12 protein-coding genes and 1 pseudogene are annotated in these 19443 nt (G+C 65.6%); 10 read left to right on the forward strand and 3 right to left on the reverse strand.

Annotated elements, in window-relative coordinates; genetic code table 11:
• The first annotated feature begins 155 nt into the window (after positions 1–155).
• From GYB81_RS00810 to GYB81_RS25130, 5 genes and pseudogenes are all read left to right on the forward strand, one after another.
• Positions 156–2453, forward strand: coding sequence for a DUF1631 domain-containing protein (locus GYB81_RS00810; protein ID WP_161864871.1), 2298 nt, complete (start codon positions 156–158; stop codon positions 2451–2453).
• Between the two features lie 223 nt (positions 2454–2676).
• Positions 2677–3228, forward strand: coding sequence for a 1,6-anhydro-N-acetylmuramyl-L-alanine amidase AmpD (gene ampD / locus GYB81_RS00815; RefSeq protein ID WP_161864872.1), 552 nt, complete (start codon positions 2677–2679; stop codon positions 3226–3228).
• Between the two features lie 2 nt (positions 3229–3230).
• The gene (gene ampE / locus GYB81_RS00820; RefSeq protein WP_161864873.1) at positions 3231–4064 is read left to right on the forward strand and encodes a regulatory signaling modulator protein AmpE; all 834 of its coding nucleotides are present in this window, start codon (positions 3231–3233) and stop codon (positions 4062–4064) included.
• A gap of 1320 nt (positions 4065–5384) precedes the next feature.
• A pseudogene (locus GYB81_RS25125) lies at positions 5385–5591 on the forward strand (HAMP domain-containing protein); the annotation flags it as partial.
• Between the two features lie 150 nt (positions 5592–5741).
• Positions 5742–6446 (forward strand): methyl-accepting chemotaxis protein, encoded by a 705-nt coding sequence (locus GYB81_RS25130; protein ID WP_438810691.1) that lies wholly within the window; start codon positions 5742–5744, stop codon positions 6444–6446.
• An 86-nt stretch (positions 6447–6532) separates the two neighbouring features.
• Here the strand turns inward: GYB81_RS25130 and GYB81_RS00830 are convergent, their stop codons facing one another.
• Positions 6533–7312: a TatD family hydrolase gene (locus tag GYB81_RS00830; protein ID WP_161864875.1), complete on the reverse strand. Its 780-nt coding sequence runs from the start codon at positions 7310–7312 to the stop codon at positions 6533–6535.
• Positions 7313–7448: 136 nt separating this feature from the next.
• Here GYB81_RS00830 and GYB81_RS00835 point away from each other — a divergent pair, with 136 nt between their 5' ends.
• A complete protein-coding gene (locus GYB81_RS00835) occupies positions 7449–9503 on the forward strand; it encodes an AsmA family protein (RefSeq protein WP_161864876.1) in 2055 nt (684 codons plus the stop codon).
• A 12-nt stretch (positions 9504–9515) separates the two neighbouring features.
• On the opposite strand, the gene cra is transcribed toward GYB81_RS00835, so the two are convergent.
• Entirely contained in the window at positions 9516–10502 is a 987-nt protein-coding gene (gene cra, locus GYB81_RS00840; RefSeq protein ID WP_161864877.1) for a catabolite repressor/activator, read from the reverse strand.
• A 240-nt stretch (positions 10503–10742) separates the two neighbouring features.
• Here cra and ptsP point away from each other — a divergent pair, with 240 nt between their 5' ends.
• The 4 genes from ptsP to GYB81_RS00860 all read left to right on the forward strand — a co-directional run bounded on the left by ptsP (position 10743) and on the right by GYB81_RS00860 (position 18595).
• Positions 10743–13604, forward strand: a complete 2862-nt coding sequence (gene ptsP, locus GYB81_RS00845) for a phosphoenolpyruvate--protein phosphotransferase (RefSeq protein WP_161864878.1) — start codon at positions 10743–10745, stop codon at positions 13602–13604.
• The gene (pfkB, locus tag GYB81_RS00850) at positions 13604–14524 is read left to right on the forward strand and encodes a 1-phosphofructokinase (RefSeq protein WP_161864879.1); all 921 of its coding nucleotides are present in this window, start codon (positions 13604–13606) and stop codon (positions 14522–14524) included. Before ptsP ends, pfkB begins: the two co-directional genes overlap by 1 nt.
• A 12-nt stretch (positions 14525–14536) precedes the next feature.
• Positions 14537–16267, forward strand: a complete 1731-nt coding sequence (locus GYB81_RS00855; RefSeq protein ID WP_161864880.1) for a fructose-specific PTS transporter subunit EIIC — start codon at positions 14537–14539, stop codon at positions 16265–16267.
• Positions 16268–16414: 147 nt separating this feature from the next.
• Complete coding sequence (locus GYB81_RS00860; protein ID WP_161864881.1) at positions 16415–18595, forward strand: hypothetical protein; 2181 nt, start codon at positions 16415–16417, stop codon at positions 18593–18595.
• Between the two features lie 140 nt (positions 18596–18735).
• Here GYB81_RS00860 and cobB read toward each other — a convergent pair whose 3' ends face one another.
• The gene (cobB, locus tag GYB81_RS00865; protein ID WP_161864882.1) at positions 18736–19443 is read right to left on the reverse strand and encodes a Sir2 family NAD+-dependent deacetylase; all 708 of its coding nucleotides are present in this window, start codon (positions 19441–19443) and stop codon (positions 18736–18738) included.

The raw sequence follows: 19443 nt of genomic DNA on the forward strand, positions 1-19443 counted from the left end.
CTGTAGAAAAATTTGGCTTGGTATGGCGCGCAGCCTCCCTATAATGCCTTTACTTTTTATTTTATTGACGCCAGGCCTTTGACGTTAAGGACGACGCTCGGTTGACGCTGTGCAGACCAGGAAGCCCGGGTTCGGGCAGTCTGCGGGAGACTAGAATGAAGACCGACGCGAATGTGGTGCCCCTGACCAAGGCGACCGCTGAGCAATCGCCAACTTCGCCGGTAGGAAGACTGCCCGTGGCGCTTATTCAGGTGCGTGACAAAGCCGCGCAACAGCTCAAGCAGAACCTGCAGAGCCTGTTCGACAACGCTGACGATACCCTCTTCGAGATGGCGGATCGGGCGACCAGCAATGCCGAGCAGAACGCCTTTTTCGAGGCGATGCGCGACCTGCGTCTGAAGCGCAAGAGCATCGAGCGCGGTTTCCTGCAGAAGGTGTTCGAGTCCTTCGCCAATCTCAATCAGTACGAAATAGGCAAGCCGCAGCCAGCACTGGATGCGGTGTCCTTCGACAGCCTGAGCCTGGTGCAGAACGACGAACTGGAAGAGACAGTGGCACTGGATGCCATGGTGGCCAAGGTAATGAGCCGTGATGCCATGGCGCTGGGCCACCTCACCACGCGTCTTAACGCGGTGATCAGCAAGAAGCTCGACGACAAGAGCAACCCGCTCGGCCCGACGCTGCTCAGTGAGTACTTCCTCGATGCCTGCAGCGGCCTGGGGGTGGAGATCAAGGTCAAGCTGATCATCCTCAAGCTGTTCGAAAAATACGTGCTGGGCAGCTGCGACGCTCTTTATGCCGAGGCCAATCAGGCTCTGGTCAATGCTGGCGTGCTACCGGAACTGAAGTCGGCGCCGCCGCGTCGTCAGCAACGTCCAGCAGCCTCCGCTTATGGCCAGTCCTCGGGTGAGGAAGGCATTCCCTTGCTCGAAGGCGCCGATCAGGGTGTTCAGGAGGTCTTCGGCGCGCTGCAGGATCTGCTGTCGCAGGTGCGCGGCACCGCGATGCCGCGCCGAGCCCAGATGACCGATGCACTACCGATCACCAGCAATGACCTGATGCGCCTGCTTTCGCATATGCAGCAGCGCGCCCCGGCGCAGGTCAATGTCGAGGACTTCGACCTGCGTGATCAGCTCGAACGCTTGCTCGAACGCGCCAGTGCCAAGAGCGGCAAGGCGCGCGTGGTCGGTGAAGTCGATGAAGACGTGATCAATCTGGTGTCGATGCTGTTCGAGTTCATTCTCGATGACCGCACCCTGCCGGATTCGCTCAAGGCGCTGATCGGCCGTCTGCAGATTCCGATGCTCAAGGTCGCGGTGCTGGACAAGACCTTCTTCAGCCGCGGCAGCCACCCGGCGCGTCGTCTGCTCAACGAGATCGCATCCGCGGCATTGGGATGGGGCGATCAGGACGATGCCCAGCGTGACAGCCTGTATCAGAAGATCGAACAGGTGGTGCAGCGCCTGTTGAATGACTTCGTCGATGATCCGGCGATCTTTTCCGAGTTGCTGGCCGAGTTCATGGCTTTCACGGGTGACGAGCGCCGTCGTAGCGAGCTGCTCGAGCAGCGTACGCGTGATGCCGAGGAAGGCAGTGCCAAGGCCGAGCTGGCGCGCCGCCAGGTCGAACAGGCGCTGAACGAGCGCCTGCTGGGCAAGACTCTGCCGGAAGTGGTGGTGCGTCTGCTGCAGGAAGCCTGGAGCAAGGTGCTGATGCTTACCTGCCTCAAGCACGGGGTGGACTCGGACGAATGGCAGGCTGCGCTGCAGACCATGGATGATCTGGTCTGGAGCGTTGCCCCGCATGAAGATCCCGAGGCGCGTCTGCGCTTGCTGGAGCTGGTGCCCGGTCTGCTCAAGGCTTTGCGTGAGGGGATGGCCAGCGCGGCCTTCGACCCGTTCTCCACCAGCGAATTCTTCAGTCAGCTGGAGGCATTGCATGTGCAGGCCTTCCAGCGTTTCAAACGCGCCACGGCCGAGCCCGACGCAGCGCCGGATGAATCTGCGATCACCACCGATGCCGCACAAGCAGGCGTCGAGCTGCCGCTGCTGGAGTTACCGGCAGCGGAAGTCGAAGATGCGCCGGCCATGGTCGAGGTGGTCGAGGAGATCGTACTGCTGGCGCCGGGGCAGACTCAGCCTCAGGAGCCGGATGTGGTACTGCCGGACGATGACGAGGCGCTGCAGCAGGTCGATAGCCTGCGCGTGGGCAGCTGGGTCGAGTTCCAGGAAGACGATGAGCACAAGCTGCGCTGCAAGCTGGCGGCGATCATCAAGCCCACCGGCAAGTACGTGTTCGTCAACCGCACCGGCATGAAGGTGCTGGAAAAGAGCCGCAATGCGCTGGCCGTGGAATTCCGTCGCAACACTATCCGCCTGCTCGACGATGCATTGCTGTTCGACCGCGCCCTGGAGTCGGTGATCGGCAATCTGCGCAAGCTGAAGAACGCCTGATTCGCTGCCTGGGGCATTCTGCACCAGGCAATGAGCGGCGCTGTAGGAGCCCCGCCCCGGGGCGAAGCCTTTTGGTCTTACGGCGTGGTCGATATCGGTTCGCCGCGGGGCGCGGCTCCGACTTTGTGCCCCTGTATTTCCGTCTTCGCACATCCTGTTGCTGTCTCGCTCTTGGCCGTCTGGGGCGGCTGTTCTAGAGTGGTGCCACGCTCAGGAGTGCCATATGCAACTCGACCCCTCAACCGGCTGGTTTCAGGGCATTGATCACTGCCCCTCGCCAAATTTCAACGCTCGTCCCAGCGGCGAAGTCTCCCTGTTGGTGGTGCATAACATCAGCTTGCCGCCCGGCCAGTTCGGCACCGGCAAGGTGCTGGAGTTCTTCCAGAACCGTTTGCCCATAGACGAGCATCCCTTCTTTGCCGAGATCGCCTCGCTGCAAGTTTCCGCGCATTTCTTCATCGAGCGTGATGGCAGGCTGACGCAGTTCGTCTCCTGCCTGGATCGTGCCTGGCATGCAGGGGTTTCCTGGTTCGAGGGGCGCGACAACTGCAATGACTTTTCCTTGGGCGTGGAGCTGGAAGGTACGGATGATCTGCCCTACAGCGACGCTCAGTACGCCAGCTTGGCGCAGCTGACGCGACAGTTGCTGGATGCCTACCCGGCGTTGTCCGCGCAGCGTATCCGTGGCCATTGCGACATCGCTCCCGGACGCAAGACCGACCCGGGGCCTGCGTTCGACTGGTCGCGGCTGCATGCCGAATTGAATGAGAGGTAGCGATGAGTTTTCTGGTGATTCTGCTGGTGTTGTGGGTCGAGAAGTTTTCCGCCTGGCGCCTGCGCATCCAGCAGGACGGCCCCTGGCTGGCGCAACTGCAACGCCTGCAACAGGGCGCGCTGCAGCAGGCCCCGTGGCTATGCCTGGCCATTCTGGTGCTGTTGCCGCTGCTGGCGCTGGGCCTGGTGCTGCTGATTCTCGAGCAGCTGGCTTATGGCTGGCTGGCCTTGCCGGTGCATCTGCTGGTGCTGATCTACAGCCTGGGGCGTGGCGATCTGCTCGCGGCTCTGGGCCCGTTCCGTGACGCCTGGCGGCGCGGTGACGGTCAGGCCGCCTACCATGTGGCCGAGCGCGACCTGGCCTTGCAGCCCGAGGAGGGCGCCGAGCTGCTGCAGCAGGTTCAGGGGCACCTGCTGTGGCAGGCGTATCAGAGCTTCTTCGCGGTGATCTTCTGGTATCTGCTGCTGGGGCCCATGGCGGCGCTGGCCTATCGTCTGCTGGCGCTGAGTGCCGAGTACGCCGAGCAACCGGCCCTGCGTGAGCGTGCCGTGCAATTGCGCCATGCCTTCGATTGGCTGCCGGCGCGGGTGCTGGCTTCCAGCTTCGCGCTGGTCGGCAACTTCGTCGCCGTCAGCCGCGCCCTGCTGCATGAGCTGCTGAGCTGGGACATTTCCGCTGCGCAACTGGTGATCAAGGCCGGGCGTGCCGCGGGCGAGATGCCGCCGCCGGTGATGGGCGAGGAGGGCGTCGATACCCTGGACCAGCTATGGCAACTGCTGATTCGGGCGGCAGTGGTCTGGTACGCCGGCTACGCGGTCTGGGTGCTGTTCATCTAAGGCGCCGATCACGGGCAGCCCCGGCAGTGCGGAAGCGGCCCGGCTAGCTCGGTGGCGGGTTTCACCTGTCCTACGTTTTCATCAGGATCATGCGCTGTACCCGGCTGCGCAGGGGACGCCATGGGCGCTGCGCTTGCTTAACCTTAAGTTACAGAGAGGCGTGTCGATAAGCGGTATAAGGAGGCTGCAGTCGACCCGTTTGGTGATGTCCATCACGTTTATCGGCCTGTATTCGGCGCATGTATCCGCATGCCACATGCCGGTCGAAGCAGGATACCGTCACGAGCTCGTAAGAGGCTCGGCGGCTGCCAAGCGAGACCTAATAACAATAATGGCAATTGGAGACGTCGAGTGAAGACCGTGTTGTATCCGGCCATCGCGCTGATGAATCGCCTCAGCTTCGGCATGAAGTTCAGCCTGATCAGCGTTCTATTCTTCCTGCCCATGCTCGTCACCAACTTCTATCTGGTGCGAGATTCCTATCGCCAGTTCGTCGGTACCCAGACAGCTCTGGAAAGTCTCGAGCTGCTCGGCAGCACTCTGCAACTGCGACGTGATCTGGAGAGCCTCAACGATCTGGTGCAGATCAACTCGATGATCGGTCAATCCGGTCAGGCGGGGGATCTGGAAGGGCGTATCGATCAGCTGGAGCAGTCGCTCAATGCCGGCCTGCAAGGGCTGCAGCCGGTGACCAGCGATAACGAGCAGGCATCGGAGTTCCTCGCCAAGCGCGACGAACTGCTGGCCGAGCTGAAAAGTGCAGCGGCCGAGACTTCGCTGCAGAGCAAGACGGTGATCGTCGAGAAGCTGCTGGGCTCCTCTCAGGTGTTCATCAAGCTGGTGGCCAGTCAGGCCGGTCTGAGCCAGGACCCGCAACGTCAGGTACGGCAGATCACCGAGCTGATCACCAACGTCACGCCGCGCATTACCGACGTGCTCAGCCAGGGCCGAGCGGTTGGCGCCTATTCCCTGGGCCAGGGTTATCTCAATTCCGTAGCCAGCACCAAGTTCGACGACCTGCTGCTGCAGCTTGAAAAGCTGCACGCCGAGTACGGCCTGAATCTGCAGGATGCCCTGGCCGGCAATGTCGCCGCGCAGAACGGCCTCGGCAGCCTGGCCGAGGCCAGCCGCCAGAGCCTGAAGGACAGCGGCGCGTTGTTCGAGGATCAGGTCATTATCGCCGACAGTCTGGATACGCCCTGGACCCAGTTCTACGACCAGATCAGCCAGCAGATGGCCAGGACCTACGCCTTGAACGATGGCTTGCTGGCGTTCCTCGACAACCAGCTGAGCGAACGGGTCAGCGAAAACCGCGCGCAAATGGTCGTGCTGGTGGTGGCGCTGGTGGTGGTGTTCCTGCTGATCGTCTATCTCTACAGCGGTTTCTATGTGTCCACCCGCGCGACCCTGAAGAACCTGGGCCGGGTGATGGACAGGGTGGCTGCGGGCGACATGACGGCCAACTTCCAGGCGCGCAGTCGTGACGAGTTGGGTGAGTTGGGTCAGGTGTTCAATCAGACCGTGCAACGCATCCATGATCTGATCGAGCGCGTCGGCCAAACCGTGGGTGAGGTTGGTGGGCAGGCCGATCGGGTCGAGCTGGTCTCGGGCGAGAGCAACCAGGCGGTGGCCAGCCAGCGTGCGCAGATCGAACAGGTGGCCACGGCGATGAACCAGATGTCCGCCACCGCCCAGGAAGTCGCGCGCAGCGCCGCGGCTGCGGTGGGTAGTGCGCAGAGCGTTAATCAGGAGACGGTCAGTGGTCGCGCCCTGGTCGAACAGCAGGTCGGGGCGATCCAGCGCCTGGCCGGCGAAATCGACCAATCGGTAGTCGTGATCAATCAGTTGGCCAGTGACAGCGCCGCGATCAGCCAGGTGCTGGACGTGATCAAGGGCATAGCCGAACAGACCAACCTGCTGGCGCTCAACGCCGCGATCGAAGCGGCGCGAGCTGGCGAGCAGGGTCGTGGCTTCGCCGTGGTGGCCGACGAGGTGCGCAACCTGGCCAAGCGTACCCAGCAATCCACCGAGGAAATCGAGGAGATGATCGCCAAGCTGCAGGGCGGCGTCGGTGCGGCGGTGAAGGCGATGAATGCCAGTCACCAGATGGCCGACGGCACCGTGAGCGAATCGGCCAAGGTGCAGCTGGCGTTGGAGAACATTCTCGGCGCGGTGGGCATGATCGTCGATCAGAACCAGCAGATCGCAGCCGCTGCCGAGCAGCAGACGGCAGTCGCACACGATATCGATCAGAACATCGTCGAGATCAACCATGCCGGAGAGCGCACCGCTGCCGGTGCCAGCCAGACCGAGCAGGCCAGTCGCGAGTTGAGCGAGTTGGTGGCGCGGCTCAAGCAGCTGATCAGCGCGTTTCGTGTGTGAGCGGCCTTGCTCTGTGGCAGGCGCTTCAGCGGCGATGTTTTTTAAGAGTCGCGGCTAAAGCCCCTCCCCACAGAGGCGAGCTCACCCTAGTTCCAGCCGAACACCTCATCCGCATTACGGCTGCTGGCCGCCGCCAGCTCTTCGGCCGTAATGCCACGTAGCGCTGCCAGTTCGGCGCAGATGTCCGCCAGATATTCGGGGCTGTTGCGCTGGTTCGGGTGCATGGCTGGGGCCATGTCCGGGGCGTCGGTTTCCAGCACGATGGATTCCAGCGGCAGCTGCGCCACCACCCTGCGCAGGCGGTTGGCCTGCGGCCAGGTGGCGGCGCCGCCCAGGCCGAGGCGAAAGCCCAGCTTGATGTACTCGCGCGCTTCTTCATAGCTGCCGGCGAAGGCGTGGACGATGCCGCCACGGGCCGGACGAAAGCGCTTGAGCGTGGCGATGGTGGCGGCATGGGCGCGGCGCACGTGCAGCAACGCCGGTAATTCGAAATCGACCGCCAACCCCAGTTGAGCTTCGAACAGCGTCTGCTGACGTTCGCGATCCAGGTCCGCCAGGTAATAATCCAGGCCGAACTCGCCAACGGCGCAGAGTTTGCGGTGTCCGGCCAGTCTGCCCAGCCAGTCACGCAGTTCGGCAAGATGCTGCGGTTGATGCTCGTCCAGATAGACCGGGTGCAAGCCGAACGCGGCGTGCAGGCCATCGTGCGCTTCGACCAGTTGCCACAGACGCCGCCAGTTGCCCTGGTACACCCCGAGCACCACCATGCGCTGCACGCCCAGTTCGCGGCTGCGTGCGAGTACTTCGGTGCGGTCGGCGTCGAAGTCGGGAAAATCCAGGTGGGTGTGGGTATCGATCAGGCGCATTGGTCGGCTCGCGGACGGGCTTTCAGGGTCGACTATTTTCGCCATTGCCGCCAGTGCCGGGGAGCGTTGGCTAATCTTCTCGGTCGTATGGCTATGGACGAGTTTCACTCGGCACGCGAAGTAGGGAGGTCACCGGGTGCGCCAGGTACGCAAGCTGATGGGCGCGATGTTCGCCATTTTTCTGCTGTTGGTGGCGGCGCTGATGCTGTTTCTGGCGCTGTTCGACTGGAACCGGGCACGGCCGCTGATCAATGAGCAGGTATCGGCGGCGTTGAATCGGCCATTCGCCATCGAGGGTGATCTGCGCGTGTTCTGGCAGCGCGAACCTGGCCAACCGGGGCTGAGCGCCTGGCTGCCCTGGCCGCATTTCGCTGCCGAGCACCTGCGTCTGGGCAATCCTGACTGGGCGCAGGGCGATACCTTCGTCAGTCTCGACCGCGTGCGTTTGCGCTTGTCGCCCCTGCCGCTGCTGTGGAAGACCGTGAGCATCCCGAGTATCGAGCTCGGTGCGCCGACGGCCGACCTGCAGCGTCTGGCCGATGGTCGCGCCAACTGGGTGTTCGACCTGGGCAGTGAGCAGGCGGATGACGGCGAGCAGCCCAGCCCCTGGACGCTGGATATCGGCACCATCGCGTTCGACAAGGGGCAGGTGAAGCTCGATGACAAGGTCAGCAACACGCGGCTGGATGCGGTCATCCAGCCGCTTGGCGAGCCGATACCCTTCGCCGAGATCGTCGGCAAGAACGCTGCCGAACGCCTGACTGAAAGCAACGCCAGTGCTCAGGACTACGCCTTCGCCTGGCAGACCAAGGGCAGCTTTCGTGGCCAGTCGCTTACCGGTAACGGCAAGGTCGGCGGTCTGCTGGCCCTGCATGATGCCTCGCAGCCCTTCCCGCTGCAGGCAGATGTGCGTGCCGGCGCCACCCGCATTCGTGTCGCTGGCAGCCTGACCGATCCGCAGAATCTCGGCGCGCTGGATCTGCGCCTGCAACTGTCCGGAGCAAGTCTGGGCCACCTCTACCCGCTGACCGGCGTCACCCTGCCGGATACGCCGCCCTACAGCACCGACGGTCGTCTGCAGGCCGACCTGCGTGACGCCGGTGGCGCGACCTTTCGCTATCTCGGTTTCAACGGGCGTATCGGCGACAGCGACATTCATGGCGATCTGACCTTCGTCGCGCGCGAGCCACGGCCGAAACTGTCCGGGCGCCTGACTTCCAACCAACTGCTGTTCAGTGACCTGGCGCCTCTGATCGGCGCCGACTCCAGCGCCGACAAGCGGCAGCGTGGTGAACGCGATACGCAGCCGGCGAACAAGGTATTGCCGGTCGCGCAGTTCCGTACCGACCGCTGGCGCGCGATGGATGCCGACGTACGCTTCGTCGGTAAACGCATCGTGCACAGTGAGCAGTTGCCGATCAGCGATCTGGATACTCATGTGGTGCTCAATGACGGCACGCTGAGTCTGGAGCCGCTGCGCTTCGGCATGGCCGGCGGCGCGCTCGACGCGCAGATTCGTCTCAACGGCGCGGCCGCCCCTTTGCAGGGGCAGATGCGCCTGCGCGCCCGAGATCTCAGGCTCAAGCAGCTGTTTCCCACCTTCGCGCCAATGCAGACCAGCCTGGGGGCCTTGAATGGCGATGCGCAACTCAGTGGCCGCGGCAACTCGGTTGCGGCACTGCTGGGCAGCGCCGATGGCGAACTGAAGATGCTGATCAACGACGGGGCGGTAAGCCGTGGGCTGATGGAAATCGCCGGGCTGAACGTCGGTAATTATCTGGTGGGCCGGCTGTTCGGCGACGAGGAAGTGAAGATCAACTGCGCGGCTGCCGATCTGGGCATCAAGCAGGGTCTGATGAGCACGCGCCTGTTCGTCATCGACACCGAGAATGCGGTGATCAAGGTCGACGGCAGCGCCAATTTCGCCAGCGAACGGCTGGATTTCACCATCACGCCGGCGACCAAGGGCTTTCGCATCTTCTCCCTGCGCTCGCCGCTGTATGTGCGCGGCACCTTCAAGCAGCCGGCGCCGGGCGTGCAGGCGACACCGCTGGCCTTGCGTGGTGCCGGGCTGGTGGCGTTGGGGGTGGCCGTGGCGCCGGCGGCCGGTTTGCTGGCGCTGGTAGCGCCCAGCGCCGGTGACGAGCCCAGCCAGTGCGAGCCCTTGCTGCAGAAGATTCGCGGCGGCTAAGCGCGCCTGTGCTCAGGTGCGTGCCTTGAAACTTCGGCCGATGGCTTCGATACCAGGTTGGTAGTCGCCGAGCTCCACCGCCCGCAACGTCCAGGCCAGCACGCGCTCGGCGATGCGCTCATGCTGCTGGCTCATGGCATTGACCCGCAGCGGCAGGAAGTCCAGCAACTGAGTATCGCCGAAGGTGGCCAGGCGCACGGCCGGCCAGTGCTCGCCGCCACGTTCGCGCAGGGCATCGAGCACGCCTTCGAGCAGCACGTAGGCTGTGGTGAGCAAGGCATCCGGCGTGCCGCCTTCATCCAGTAACGCCTGCATCTGCTGGTAGCCACAGGCGCGTCCGAATTCATTGCCGTGATAGACGCTGACGCGCCCTGCGAAGCCGGCCAGCGCCGTATGAAAACCGCGCTCGCGTGCCTGGCTGATGACCAGCTCGGCGCGCGCACCGAGCAGGGCGATATGTCGGGGCTGGGGCGTCAGCAGGCTTTCGGTCAGCGTGCGCCCGGCCTGCTCGTCGTCACTGACCACCGAACGGATATGCGCGGGCGAGAGCGCTCGGTCAACCGCCACCACCGGCAGGCCGGCGGCGACGATGGCGGGATACAGCGGGTCGTCGGCGGGCAGGCAACTGGCGACGATCAGCGCCTCGCAGCGACGCGAGCGAAACAGTTCCAGCAGTTGCCGCTCGGTGTCCGGATCGTCGTCGGAACTGGCGATCAGCAACTGGTAACCCGCTGCACGGGCCTTCTGTTCCAGCAGTTTGGCCAGGCGTGCATAGCTGGGGTTTTCCAGGTCCGGCAGGATGAAGCCCAGGCAGCGGCTTTGCCCGCGGCGCAGGCTGGCGGCCTGCTGGTCGGGGCGGTAGCCGTGTTCTTCCACCACCGCCAGCACGCGCGCTACGGTCGCCGGGCTGATGCGCCGGCGTTGGGCCTGACCGTTGATCACGTAGCTGGCGGTGGTTACCGAGACCTGGGCCAGGCGGGCGATGTCGCTGAGTTTCACGGGCGCAGCACCATGTAGAGAAGAGGTTTCGATCGTGCGAGCGCGGCGAGTCTACACCGCTGCGGCGACGACCGGGCTTCAAGGATTACCCATTATCGGATAAGGTGCCAGTGCTTGATGAATCGTTTCAGCAATACGCTTCATCAACTAATCTTGGAGCGTTCGCACGCGGCATCAGTGATGCACGGCGGTACCCACACCCTTCTCAGTCAGAACAACAATCCCAAGCCGGAGGCCCCCATGCTCGAACTCGATGCCAGCCAAATCCAGATGGGCCGGGTTGCGGCGAACAAGGGTGAAGCCCTGGCCATGCTTGGCGATGCCCTGGCCGCTGCCGGCCTGGCCACTGCGGCTTATCTCGAAGGCTTGCAGGCGCGTGAAGCCCAGGGTTCGACCTTCCTCGGCCAGGGCATCGCCATTCCCCATGGCACGCCGCAGACCCGCGACCAGGTGCTGCGCACCGGCGTCAGCCTGATCCAGTTTCCCAATGGCGTGGACTGGGGTAATGGCCAGCAGGTCTACCTGGCCATCGCCATCGCCGCGCAGTCCGATGAGCATCTTCATCTGTTGCAACTGCTGACCCGCGCGCTGGGCGAGGGGGATCTGAGCCAGGCGCTGCGCGAAGCCAGCGAGCCGGCACAGATTCTCGAACTGCTGCAGGGCGCGCCGCAGGCGCTGGCGCTGGACGGCCAACTGGTCGCGCTGGGGCAGCCGGCCGAAGATTTCGACGAGTTGCTCTGGCAGGGCGCACGCCTGTTGCGTCAGGCCGGGTGTGCTCGCAGCGGTTTCGCCCTCGGACTGGCGCGTGGTGAACCCCTGCCGCTGGGCGGTGGCCTGTGGTGGCTGCACAGCGAGATCAGCGTCGAACGCCCTGGCCTGGCTTTCGTCACCCCGGCGCAGCCGCTGAGCTTTCGCGGCGAGGCGTTGCGCGGCCTGTTCTGCCTGGCCAGCCAGGGCGAGGCGCATCGCCAGGCGCTGGAGCGGCTGTGCGATGTGCTGATCGGTGGCCGCGCCGCGGCGTTCAGCGAAGCCAGCGACAGCCGCCAGGTTATTGAGGCGTTGGGCGGTGAAGTGACGCCGGATTGGCCCAGCCTCAGCGTGCCGCTGCTCAACGCCCATGGTTTGCACGCACGTCCGGCCAAGGCACTCAGCGAACTGGCGCAGGGGTTCGCCGGCGAGATTCGCGTGCGCCTGCTCGGTGATAGCGGGGCCGGCGTCTCGGCCAAGAGCCTTAGCCGCCTGCTGGCCTTGGGCGCACGTCGCGGGCAGATGCTCGAATTCAGCGCCGAGCCGGCGATTGCCGACAGCGCACTACCGGCCATTCGTGCTGCTGTGGAAAGTGGCCTGGGGGAAAGGGTCGAGCCGCTCAACGAAGCGTTGCCCGAAGTGGCGGCGCAGCTACAGCCGGCTCCGCCGGTCGCTCCCGTTGCCGGTAGCCGACTGGTTGCGGTGGCCGCCTCGCCCGGTATCGCCATCGGCCCCGCACTGGTGCGCACGCCCCCCGAATTTCATTTCGACGAGCAGGGACAGGGCCTCGAACACGAGCTGTCGCGTCTGGATGCAGCCCTTGCCGCCGTTGCCTCGCAACTGCAGCGCCTGGTCGACGGCGCTGGCGTGGCCAGCATTCGCGAGATTTTCAGTGCCCACCTGGCCATGCTCGATGACCCCGCTCTGCGCGAGGATGTCGAGGTGCGCCTGGCCAAGGGTGCCAGCGCCGAAGCGGCCTGGCAGGTCGAAGTGGAGGCGGCGGCCAAGCGTCAGGAAGCCCTGCACGATCCGCTGCTGGCCGAGCGGGCAGCGGACTTGCGCGATATCGGCAACCGCGTGTTGGCGCATCTGTGTGGTGTCGAGCTGCCCAGCGAGCCTAACGAGCCTTACATCCTGGTGATGGCCGAAGTGGTGCCCTCGGATGTCGCCGCGCTGGATCGTCAGCGCGTCGCCGGTATCGTCACCGCACGTGGTGGGGCCACCGCGCACAGTGCCATTATCGCCCGCGCTCTGGGCATTCCCGCGCTGGTCGGCGCCGGCGATGGGGTACTGGCACTGGCTCAGGGCACGCCCTTGCTGCTCGATGGCGACAGCGGCCTGCTGCGCGTCGCCCCGGATGCGGCCGAACGCGACCAGGCGCTGCATGAGCGCGAGGTGGCGCAGAAGCGTCAGGAGCAGGCGCATGCCCGGCGTTTCGAGGCGGCGCAGACCCGTGACGGTGTGCGCGTGGAAGTCGCGGCCAATATCGGTGCCAGTGGCGAAACCAGCGAGGCGGTGGAGCTGGGCGCCGATGCAGTGGGCCTGCTGCGCACCGAACTGGTGTTCATGGAGCACGCCCAGGCGCCGGACCAGGCTGCGCAGGAACACGAGTACCGGCGCGTGCTCGATGCGCTGGCCGGCCGCCCGCTGGTGGTGCGCACCCTGGATGTCGGCGGTGACAAGCCGCTACCGTACTGGCCGATGCCGGCCGAGGAGAATCCCTTTCTCGGTGTGCGCGGCATTCGCCTGAGCCTGCAGCGCCCGGAGATTCTCGAAACCCAGTTGCGCGCCTTGCTCGCCTCGGCCGATGGGCGCCCGCTGCGCATCATGTTCCCCATGGTTGGCTCGGTGGAGGAGTGGCGCGCGGCGCGGGACCTGGTGCAGCGCCTGCGCGAGGAGGTCGAGGTGCGCGATCTGCAGGTCGGCATCATGGTCGAGGTACCTTCGGCGGCACTGCTGGCCCCGGTGCTGGCGCGCGAAGTGGACTTCTTCAGCATCGGCACCAACGATCTGACGCAGTACTGCCTGGCCATCGACCGCGGTCACCCGCAGCTCTCGGCCCAGGCCGACGGCCTGCACCCGGCGGTGCTGCGCCTGATCGAGATGACCGTGAGCGCTGCCCATGCCCAGGGCAAGTGGGTCGGTGTCTGCGGCGAACTGGCCAGTGACCGCCTGGCCGTGCCGCTGCTGGTCGGCCTCGGCGTGGACGAATTGAGCGTAACGCCGCGTTCGATGGCGTTGGTCAAGGCACGCGTGCGCGAGCTGAACAGCCGCCAGGCGCGAACCCTGGCCGACCGCGCCCTGACCCTGGACAGCGCCAGCGCGGTGCGCGCGCTGGTCGCGGAGATGCACTGATGGCCCGGATTCTGACCCTGACCCTGAACCCGGCGCTGGACCTGACGCTGCGCCTGGATCGCCTGCAGCCCGGTGCGATCAATCGCTGCCATGAACTGCGCAGTCACGCTGCCGGCAAGGGCTTGAACGTGGCCCAGGTGCTGGCCGATCTGGGCCACAGCCTGAGCGTCGGTGGCTTTCTCGGGCGCGCCAATGCCGCGCCGTTCGAAAGCCTGATGCACAAGCGCGGTTTTCACGACCTGTTCGTCCGGGTGCCGGGCGAGACGCGCAGCAATATCAAGTTGGCCGAAACCGATGGTCGCATCACCGACCTCAATGGCCCCGGCCCGCAGGTCGAGGTCGAGCATCTGCAACGCCTGCAGGATGACCTGCAGCCGCTGTTGGCCGGGCATGACGCCGTGGTGGTCGCCGGCAGTCTGCCGCGTGGCGTGACGCCGCAATGGTTCGCCGGCTTGCTGCGGTGGATCAAGGCCAGCGGCGTGCCGCTGGCGGTGGACACCAGCGGTGCAGCCCTGCAGGCGGCCCTGGGCGTCGCGCCCTGGCTGATCAAACCCAACGAGGAAGAACTGGCCGAGGTCTGCGGCAGCGATCTATCCGCCGCCGTGCAGGGCCTGCGCGCACAGGGCATCGAGCACGTGCTGCTGTCGCGCGGCGCGCAAGGCGTCGACTGGCATGGCCCTGGTCTCGCCCTGCGCGCCGTTCCGCCACGCGTCGAGGTGGCCAGCACGGTCGGTGCCGGCGACTCACTGCTGGCGGCCAGCCTGCATGGCCTGCTCGAGGGCTGGCCGGCCGAACGCACCTTGCGCCTGGCCACCGCGGTGGCGGCGCAGGCGGTCACCCAGATCGGCTTCGGTATCCATGATCGCGAGCAACTGGCCCGTCTCGAGGCGGCCGTGCAACTGCACCCCATAGAAGAATAAGAGGCACCTACCATGAATCTGCTGATCGTCACTGCCTGTCCCAATGGCCAGGTCACCAGCGTACTGTGTTCGCGCCTCCTGCAAGCGGCCGCCGAGCGCCTGGGCTGGCAAACCCGGGTCGAAGTCCATGACGCCCGCGCCATCGGTTCACCGCTCAGCGAAGCCGAGATTGCCGCCGCCGACTGGGTGCTGGTGGTCAAGACCGGCGAGCTGCCGCTTGGCCGTTTTGCCGGCAAGCGGCTGCTGCTGGCCACGCCGGCCGAGGCCCTGGCCGACCCACAACGCTTTCTGCGTGAGGCCGCCGAGCGTGCTCAGCCCTATGTTGAAAACGCCGTACCTGAAGCCGGTGGCCGCCGTCGGCTGGTCGCCATCACTGCCTGCCCGACCGGCGTGGCCCACACCTTCATGGCCGCCGAGTCGCTGCAGCAGGCGGCGCAGCGCATGGACATCGAACTGCAAGTGGAAACCCGTGGCTCGGTGGGCGCGCGCAACCTGCTCGACGAGGCCGCCATCGCTGCGGCCGATGCGGTGCTGCTGGCCGCCGACATCGAGGTGGACACCAGTCGCTTCGCCGGCAAGAAGGTGTATCGCTGCGGCACCGGGGTGGCACTGAAACAACCGCAGCAGACGCTGGAGCGGGCCCTGAGCGAGGCGCGGCCATTGGCCGAAGCGGCAGTGCCTGCCGAGGGCAAGACGGCGGCCAGGAGTGGCGAAAAGAGTGGTCCCTACAAGCACCTGCTGACCGGCGTTTCCTACATGCTGCCGATGGTGGTGGCCGGCGGTCTGCTGATCGCCCTGTCGTTCGTCTTCGGCATCGAGGCATTCAAGGAAGAGGGCACCTTCGCCGCCGCATTGATGCAGATTGGCGGTGAGGCCGCATTCAAGCTGATGGTGCCGGTGCTGGCCGGTTACATCGCCTACTCCATTGCCGACCGCCCCGGTCTGGCGCCGGGGATGATCGGCGGACTGCTGGCCAGCTCGCTGGGGGCGGGCTTTATCGGCGGTATCGTCGCCGGTTTCCTCGCTGGTTACTCGGCCAAGGCGTTGGCGCAGTGGGTGCGCCTGCCGGCCAGTGTCGAGGCGCTCAAGCCGATCCTGATCATTCCGCTGCTGGCCAGCCTGTTCACCGGGCTGGTGATGATCTATCTGGTCGGTACTCCGGTGGCCGGCATGCTGCAGTCGCTGACCACCTTCCTCGACGGCATGGGCAGCACCAATGCCATCCTGCTTGGCGTGCTGCTCGGCGGCATGATGTGCGTCGATCTCGGCGGGCCGATCAACAAGGCGGCCTATGCCTTCTCGGTCGGCCTGCTGGCCTCGAGCAGCTATGCGCCGATGGCCGCGACCATGGCCGCCGGCATGGTGCCGCCCATCGGCATGGCCATCGCCACCGTGCTGGCGCGGCGCAAGTTCGCCGACAGCGAGCGCCAGGCCGGCAAGGCCGCCGGGGTGCTGGGCTTGTGCTTCATCTCCGAGGGTGCGATCCCCTTTGCAGCCAAGGACCCGCTGCGGGTGATCCCGGCGAGCATCGCCGGCGGCGCGCTGACCGGTGCCCTGTCGATGTATTTCGGCTGCAAGCTGATGGCGCCGCACGGCGGGCTGTTCGTCCTGCTGATCCCCAATGCGATCAATCACGCGCTGCTGTATCTGCTGGCCATCGTCGCCGGCAGCCTGGTCACTGGCGTGCTCTATGCGCTGATCAAGCAGGGCGAGGCGCAACCGATGGCGGTCGAGGCAGGCTAGGCGCAGGTTTCTGCAGCTCGGTTACACTGGGTTGAACGGCGTCTGGCCAGTGGGAGTCCGTAGTGTGTTCCGGGCGACGATTCGCTGCGTCGGATCACCGCAGGCTTACCGCCACAGTCGCCCTCATAAAGAAAGGACCCTTTGCAGATGACCCAAGCTCTCGCGCATCGCTGGCGCTTCTTCCGTGCCGGCGGTTTCGATCAGGTACAGCTGGAAACTCCCGCCGATCTCGCCGCCCTGCGCAACCTGGACCAGAAACTCTGGGCCAGCCTGGCCTGCCCGGTGAACAACCTGGAGCTGGACCGGCGCATGCTGCAGTACATCGACCTGAACAACGACGGACGTATCCGTGCGCCGGAAATTCTCGATGTGGTGGACTGGACTCTGGCGCGTCTGCGTGACCCCGCCGTGCTGTTTGAAGGCGGCCCGCTGCAGCTGGCCTCGCTCACCGACGATGCCGTGGGCGAGCGCCTGCGGCTGGCTGCGCAGCGCCTGCTCGGCGTGCTCGGGCGGCCCGACGGCGACAGCCTGACGCCGGCCGATACCGCCGAACTGGTGAAGCTGTTCCCGCCGCATGAGCCCAACGGCGACGGCCTGGTGCCGGCGACCCTGACCGACGACGTCGCGCTCAAGGCGGCCATCGCCGACATCATCGCCGCGCTCGGCGCACAGAGCGACCGCAGCGGTGAACCGGCCATCGGCGTCGAGCAGATCACTGCCTTCTTTGATCAGGCGCGTCAGCTGCATGCCTGGCATGCGCGCGCGGCCGAGCAGGGCTTGGATGTGTTCGGTGAAGGTACCGTGGCGGCGGTCGAGGCGCTGAGTGCGGTGCGCGGCAAGATCGATGACTATTTCACCCGCGTGGCCATGGCCGAGTTCGACCCGCGCGCGGCGGCGCTGATGAACGCTCAGGAAGAAGAGCTGGTGCGTCTGGCCTCGCTGTCGCTGGCCGATGCCGGCGAGGTGGCCGGCCTGCCGCTGGCGGTTGTGCAGCATGGCGACGAGCTGCCGCTGAGCAAGGGCCTCAACCCGGCCTGGCAGCGTGCCATCGACGAATTCCGCCAGCGTGTGGTGGTGCCGGTCTACGGCGAACAGGACAGCCTGTCGCACGAGCAGTGGCAACATCTGGTCGCGCTGTGCAGCAACTACCTGGCCTGGCGCGCCGAGACACCCAAAGTGGCGATTGCCGAGGTGCTGGAGCGCGGCCGCATCCTCGAACTGGTGGAGCAGGGCGCCGAGGCGCGCCTGCTGGCGCTGGTGGAGGAAGACAAGACCGTGGCCGAGGCCGCAGACGGCCTGGTCGAGCTGGACAAGCTGATCCGCCTGCGCCATGGCCTGGTCACGTTGCTGCGTAACTTCGTGTCCTTCCAGGCCTTCTATTCGCGCCATGAGAAAGCCGTTTTCCAGGCCGGCGTGCTGTATATCGACGGCAAGAGCTGCGAGCTGGTGGTCGAGGTCGACAACGTCGAGGCGCATGCCAAGATCGCAGCGGCCAGCGACTGCTTCCTGCTCTACTGCGCCTGCACGCGCCGTGGCCAGCCGGTGCGCGGCAAGGAGACGCTGAATATCGTGGTGGCAGTGACCGCCGGCAGCGAGGGCGACCTGCAGGCCGGTCGCCACGGTCTGTTCTACGATCGCGACGGCAACGACTGGGATGCCACCGTGGTCAAGGTGGTGCAGAACGCGATCAGCATCCGTGAGGCGTTCTGGTCGCCGTATCGACGGGTTTCCAAGCTGGTCTCCGATCAGGTGCAGAAGCTGGCGGCCAGCCGCGACGCCGATGTGGTCAACAAGACTGTGGCCAAGGTCGGCGAAACCGGCGCCGCGCCGGCAGCGACCCCGGCACCGGCGTTCGACATCGCCAAGTTCGCCGGCATCTTTGCCGCCATCGGCCTCGCCGTCGGCGCTCTGGGCACGGCGCTGGCCGCGGTGGTCACGGGGATTCTGTCGCTGGTCTGGTGGCAGATCCCGCTGCTGTTTCTCTGCGTGCTGTTGGCCATCTCCGGCCCGGCCATGCTGCTGGCCTGGTTCAAGCTGCGTCGGCGCAGCCTGGGGCCGATTCTCGACGGCAACGGCTGGGCGGTGAATGCCCAGGCGCGCATCAGCATTCCCTTCGGCACTGCGCTGACGCAGATGGCGGAACTGCCCAAGGGCAGCGACCGCGCGCTGCGCGACCCCTATGCCAACAAGCCGGTGCTGTGGCCCTGGATCATCGCCCTGCTGCTGGCGCTGGGGCTGGGCTACTACGCCTGGAGCAATGGCGCGTTCAGCCCGGAGCCGCAGGTGCCGGCTGAGGCAGTGGCGCCTGTTCAGGACGCCGCCGGCTAGCGGGTACTGCCTGGCGTCGGGCTCTTTGTAGGAGCGGCTTCAGCCGCGAAAGCTGTTCGCGGCTGAAGCCGCTCCTACGGTTTGGAATGCTTGGTCGGCCAGCCATTTGTTATTGGCGGGTTTCATCCGCCCGTTCTCTCTCAACCCGCCAACAGCTCCGCCACCCAGCGCGGCAGCTGTTCGGTAGCCGGGCCATAGCGTTTCTCGGCGAACAGTGAATGGCCCTGGCTCGGCTCCAGGTTGATCTCCAGCGTATGCGCGCCGGCCCGGCGCGCCTGTTCGACGAAACCCGCCGCCGGGTAGACGTGCCCGGAGGTGCCGATGCTGACGAACAGCTCGCACTGCTCCAGCGCGTCGTAGATGCGCTCCATGTGATAGGGCATCTCGCCGAACCAGACGATATCCGGACGCAAGGTGCCGACCAGGCCGCAGCAGGCGCACGCCTGGCCGACCGGCATGTCCTCCTGTAGCGGGAAACGCTGCTGGCTGTTGCTGCACAGCATCGACTGCAATTCGCCATGCATGTGCAGCAGGTTCCTGGAGCCGGCGCGCTCGTGCAGGTTGTCGACGTTCTGCGTGACCAGCAGGAAATCGCCCTGCCAGGCTGCTTCCAGCTCGGCCAGGGCCAGATGCCCGGCGTTCGGCGCGATGGCCGGATCGAGCAGCTGGGCGCGGCGCATGTCGTAGAAGCGCTGCACCAGTGCCGGGTCGCGGGCGAAGCCTTCGGGAGTGGCCACCTCTTCGATGCGGTGGTCTTCCCACAGGCCGTCGGAAGCTCGGAAGGTGCGGATGCCGCTCTCGGCGGAAATACCGGCGCCGGTAAGGATGACGATGTTCGGGTGGGCCAT

Source organism: Pseudomonas yangonensis (assembly GCF_009932725.1).
Classification (GTDB): domain Bacteria; phylum Pseudomonadota; class Gammaproteobacteria; order Pseudomonadales; family Pseudomonadaceae; genus Aquipseudomonas; species Aquipseudomonas yangonensis.

What these genes read in the sequence shown, in the direction of transcription:
- GYB81_RS00810 (WP_161864871.1), top strand. Translation starts at nt 156, where the DNA reads ATGAAGACCGACGCGAATGTGGTGCCCCTGACCAAGGCGACCGCTGAG.
- ampD (WP_161864872.1), top strand. Translation starts at nt 2,677, where the DNA reads ATGCAACTCGACCCCTCAACCGGCTGGTTTCAGGGCATTGATCACTGC.
- ampE (WP_161864873.1), top strand. Translation starts at nt 3,231, where the DNA reads ATGAGTTTTCTGGTGATTCTGCTGGTGTTGTGGGTCGAGAAGTTTTCC.
- GYB81_RS25130 (WP_438810691.1), top strand. Translation starts at nt 5,742, where the DNA reads ATGTCCGCCACCGCCCAGGAAGTCGCGCGCAGCGCCGCGGCTGCGGTG.
- GYB81_RS00830 (WP_161864875.1), bottom strand. Translation starts at nt 7,312, where the DNA reads ATGCGCCTGATCGATACCCACACCCACCTGGATTTTCCCGACTTCGAC.
- ptsP (WP_161864878.1), top strand. Translation starts at nt 10,743, where the DNA reads ATGCTCGAACTCGATGCCAGCCAAATCCAGATGGGCCGGGTTGCGGCG.
- pfkB (WP_161864879.1), top strand. Translation starts at nt 13,604, where the DNA reads ATGGCCCGGATTCTGACCCTGACCCTGAACCCGGCGCTGGACCTGACG.
- GYB81_RS00855 (WP_161864880.1), top strand. Translation starts at nt 14,537, where the DNA reads ATGAATCTGCTGATCGTCACTGCCTGTCCCAATGGCCAGGTCACCAGC.
- GYB81_RS00860 (WP_161864881.1), top strand. Translation starts at nt 16,415, where the DNA reads ATGACCCAAGCTCTCGCGCATCGCTGGCGCTTCTTCCGTGCCGGCGGT.
- cobB (WP_161864882.1), bottom strand. Translation starts at nt 19,443, where the DNA reads ATGGCCCACCCGAACATCGTCATCCTTACCGGCGCCGGTATTTCCGCC.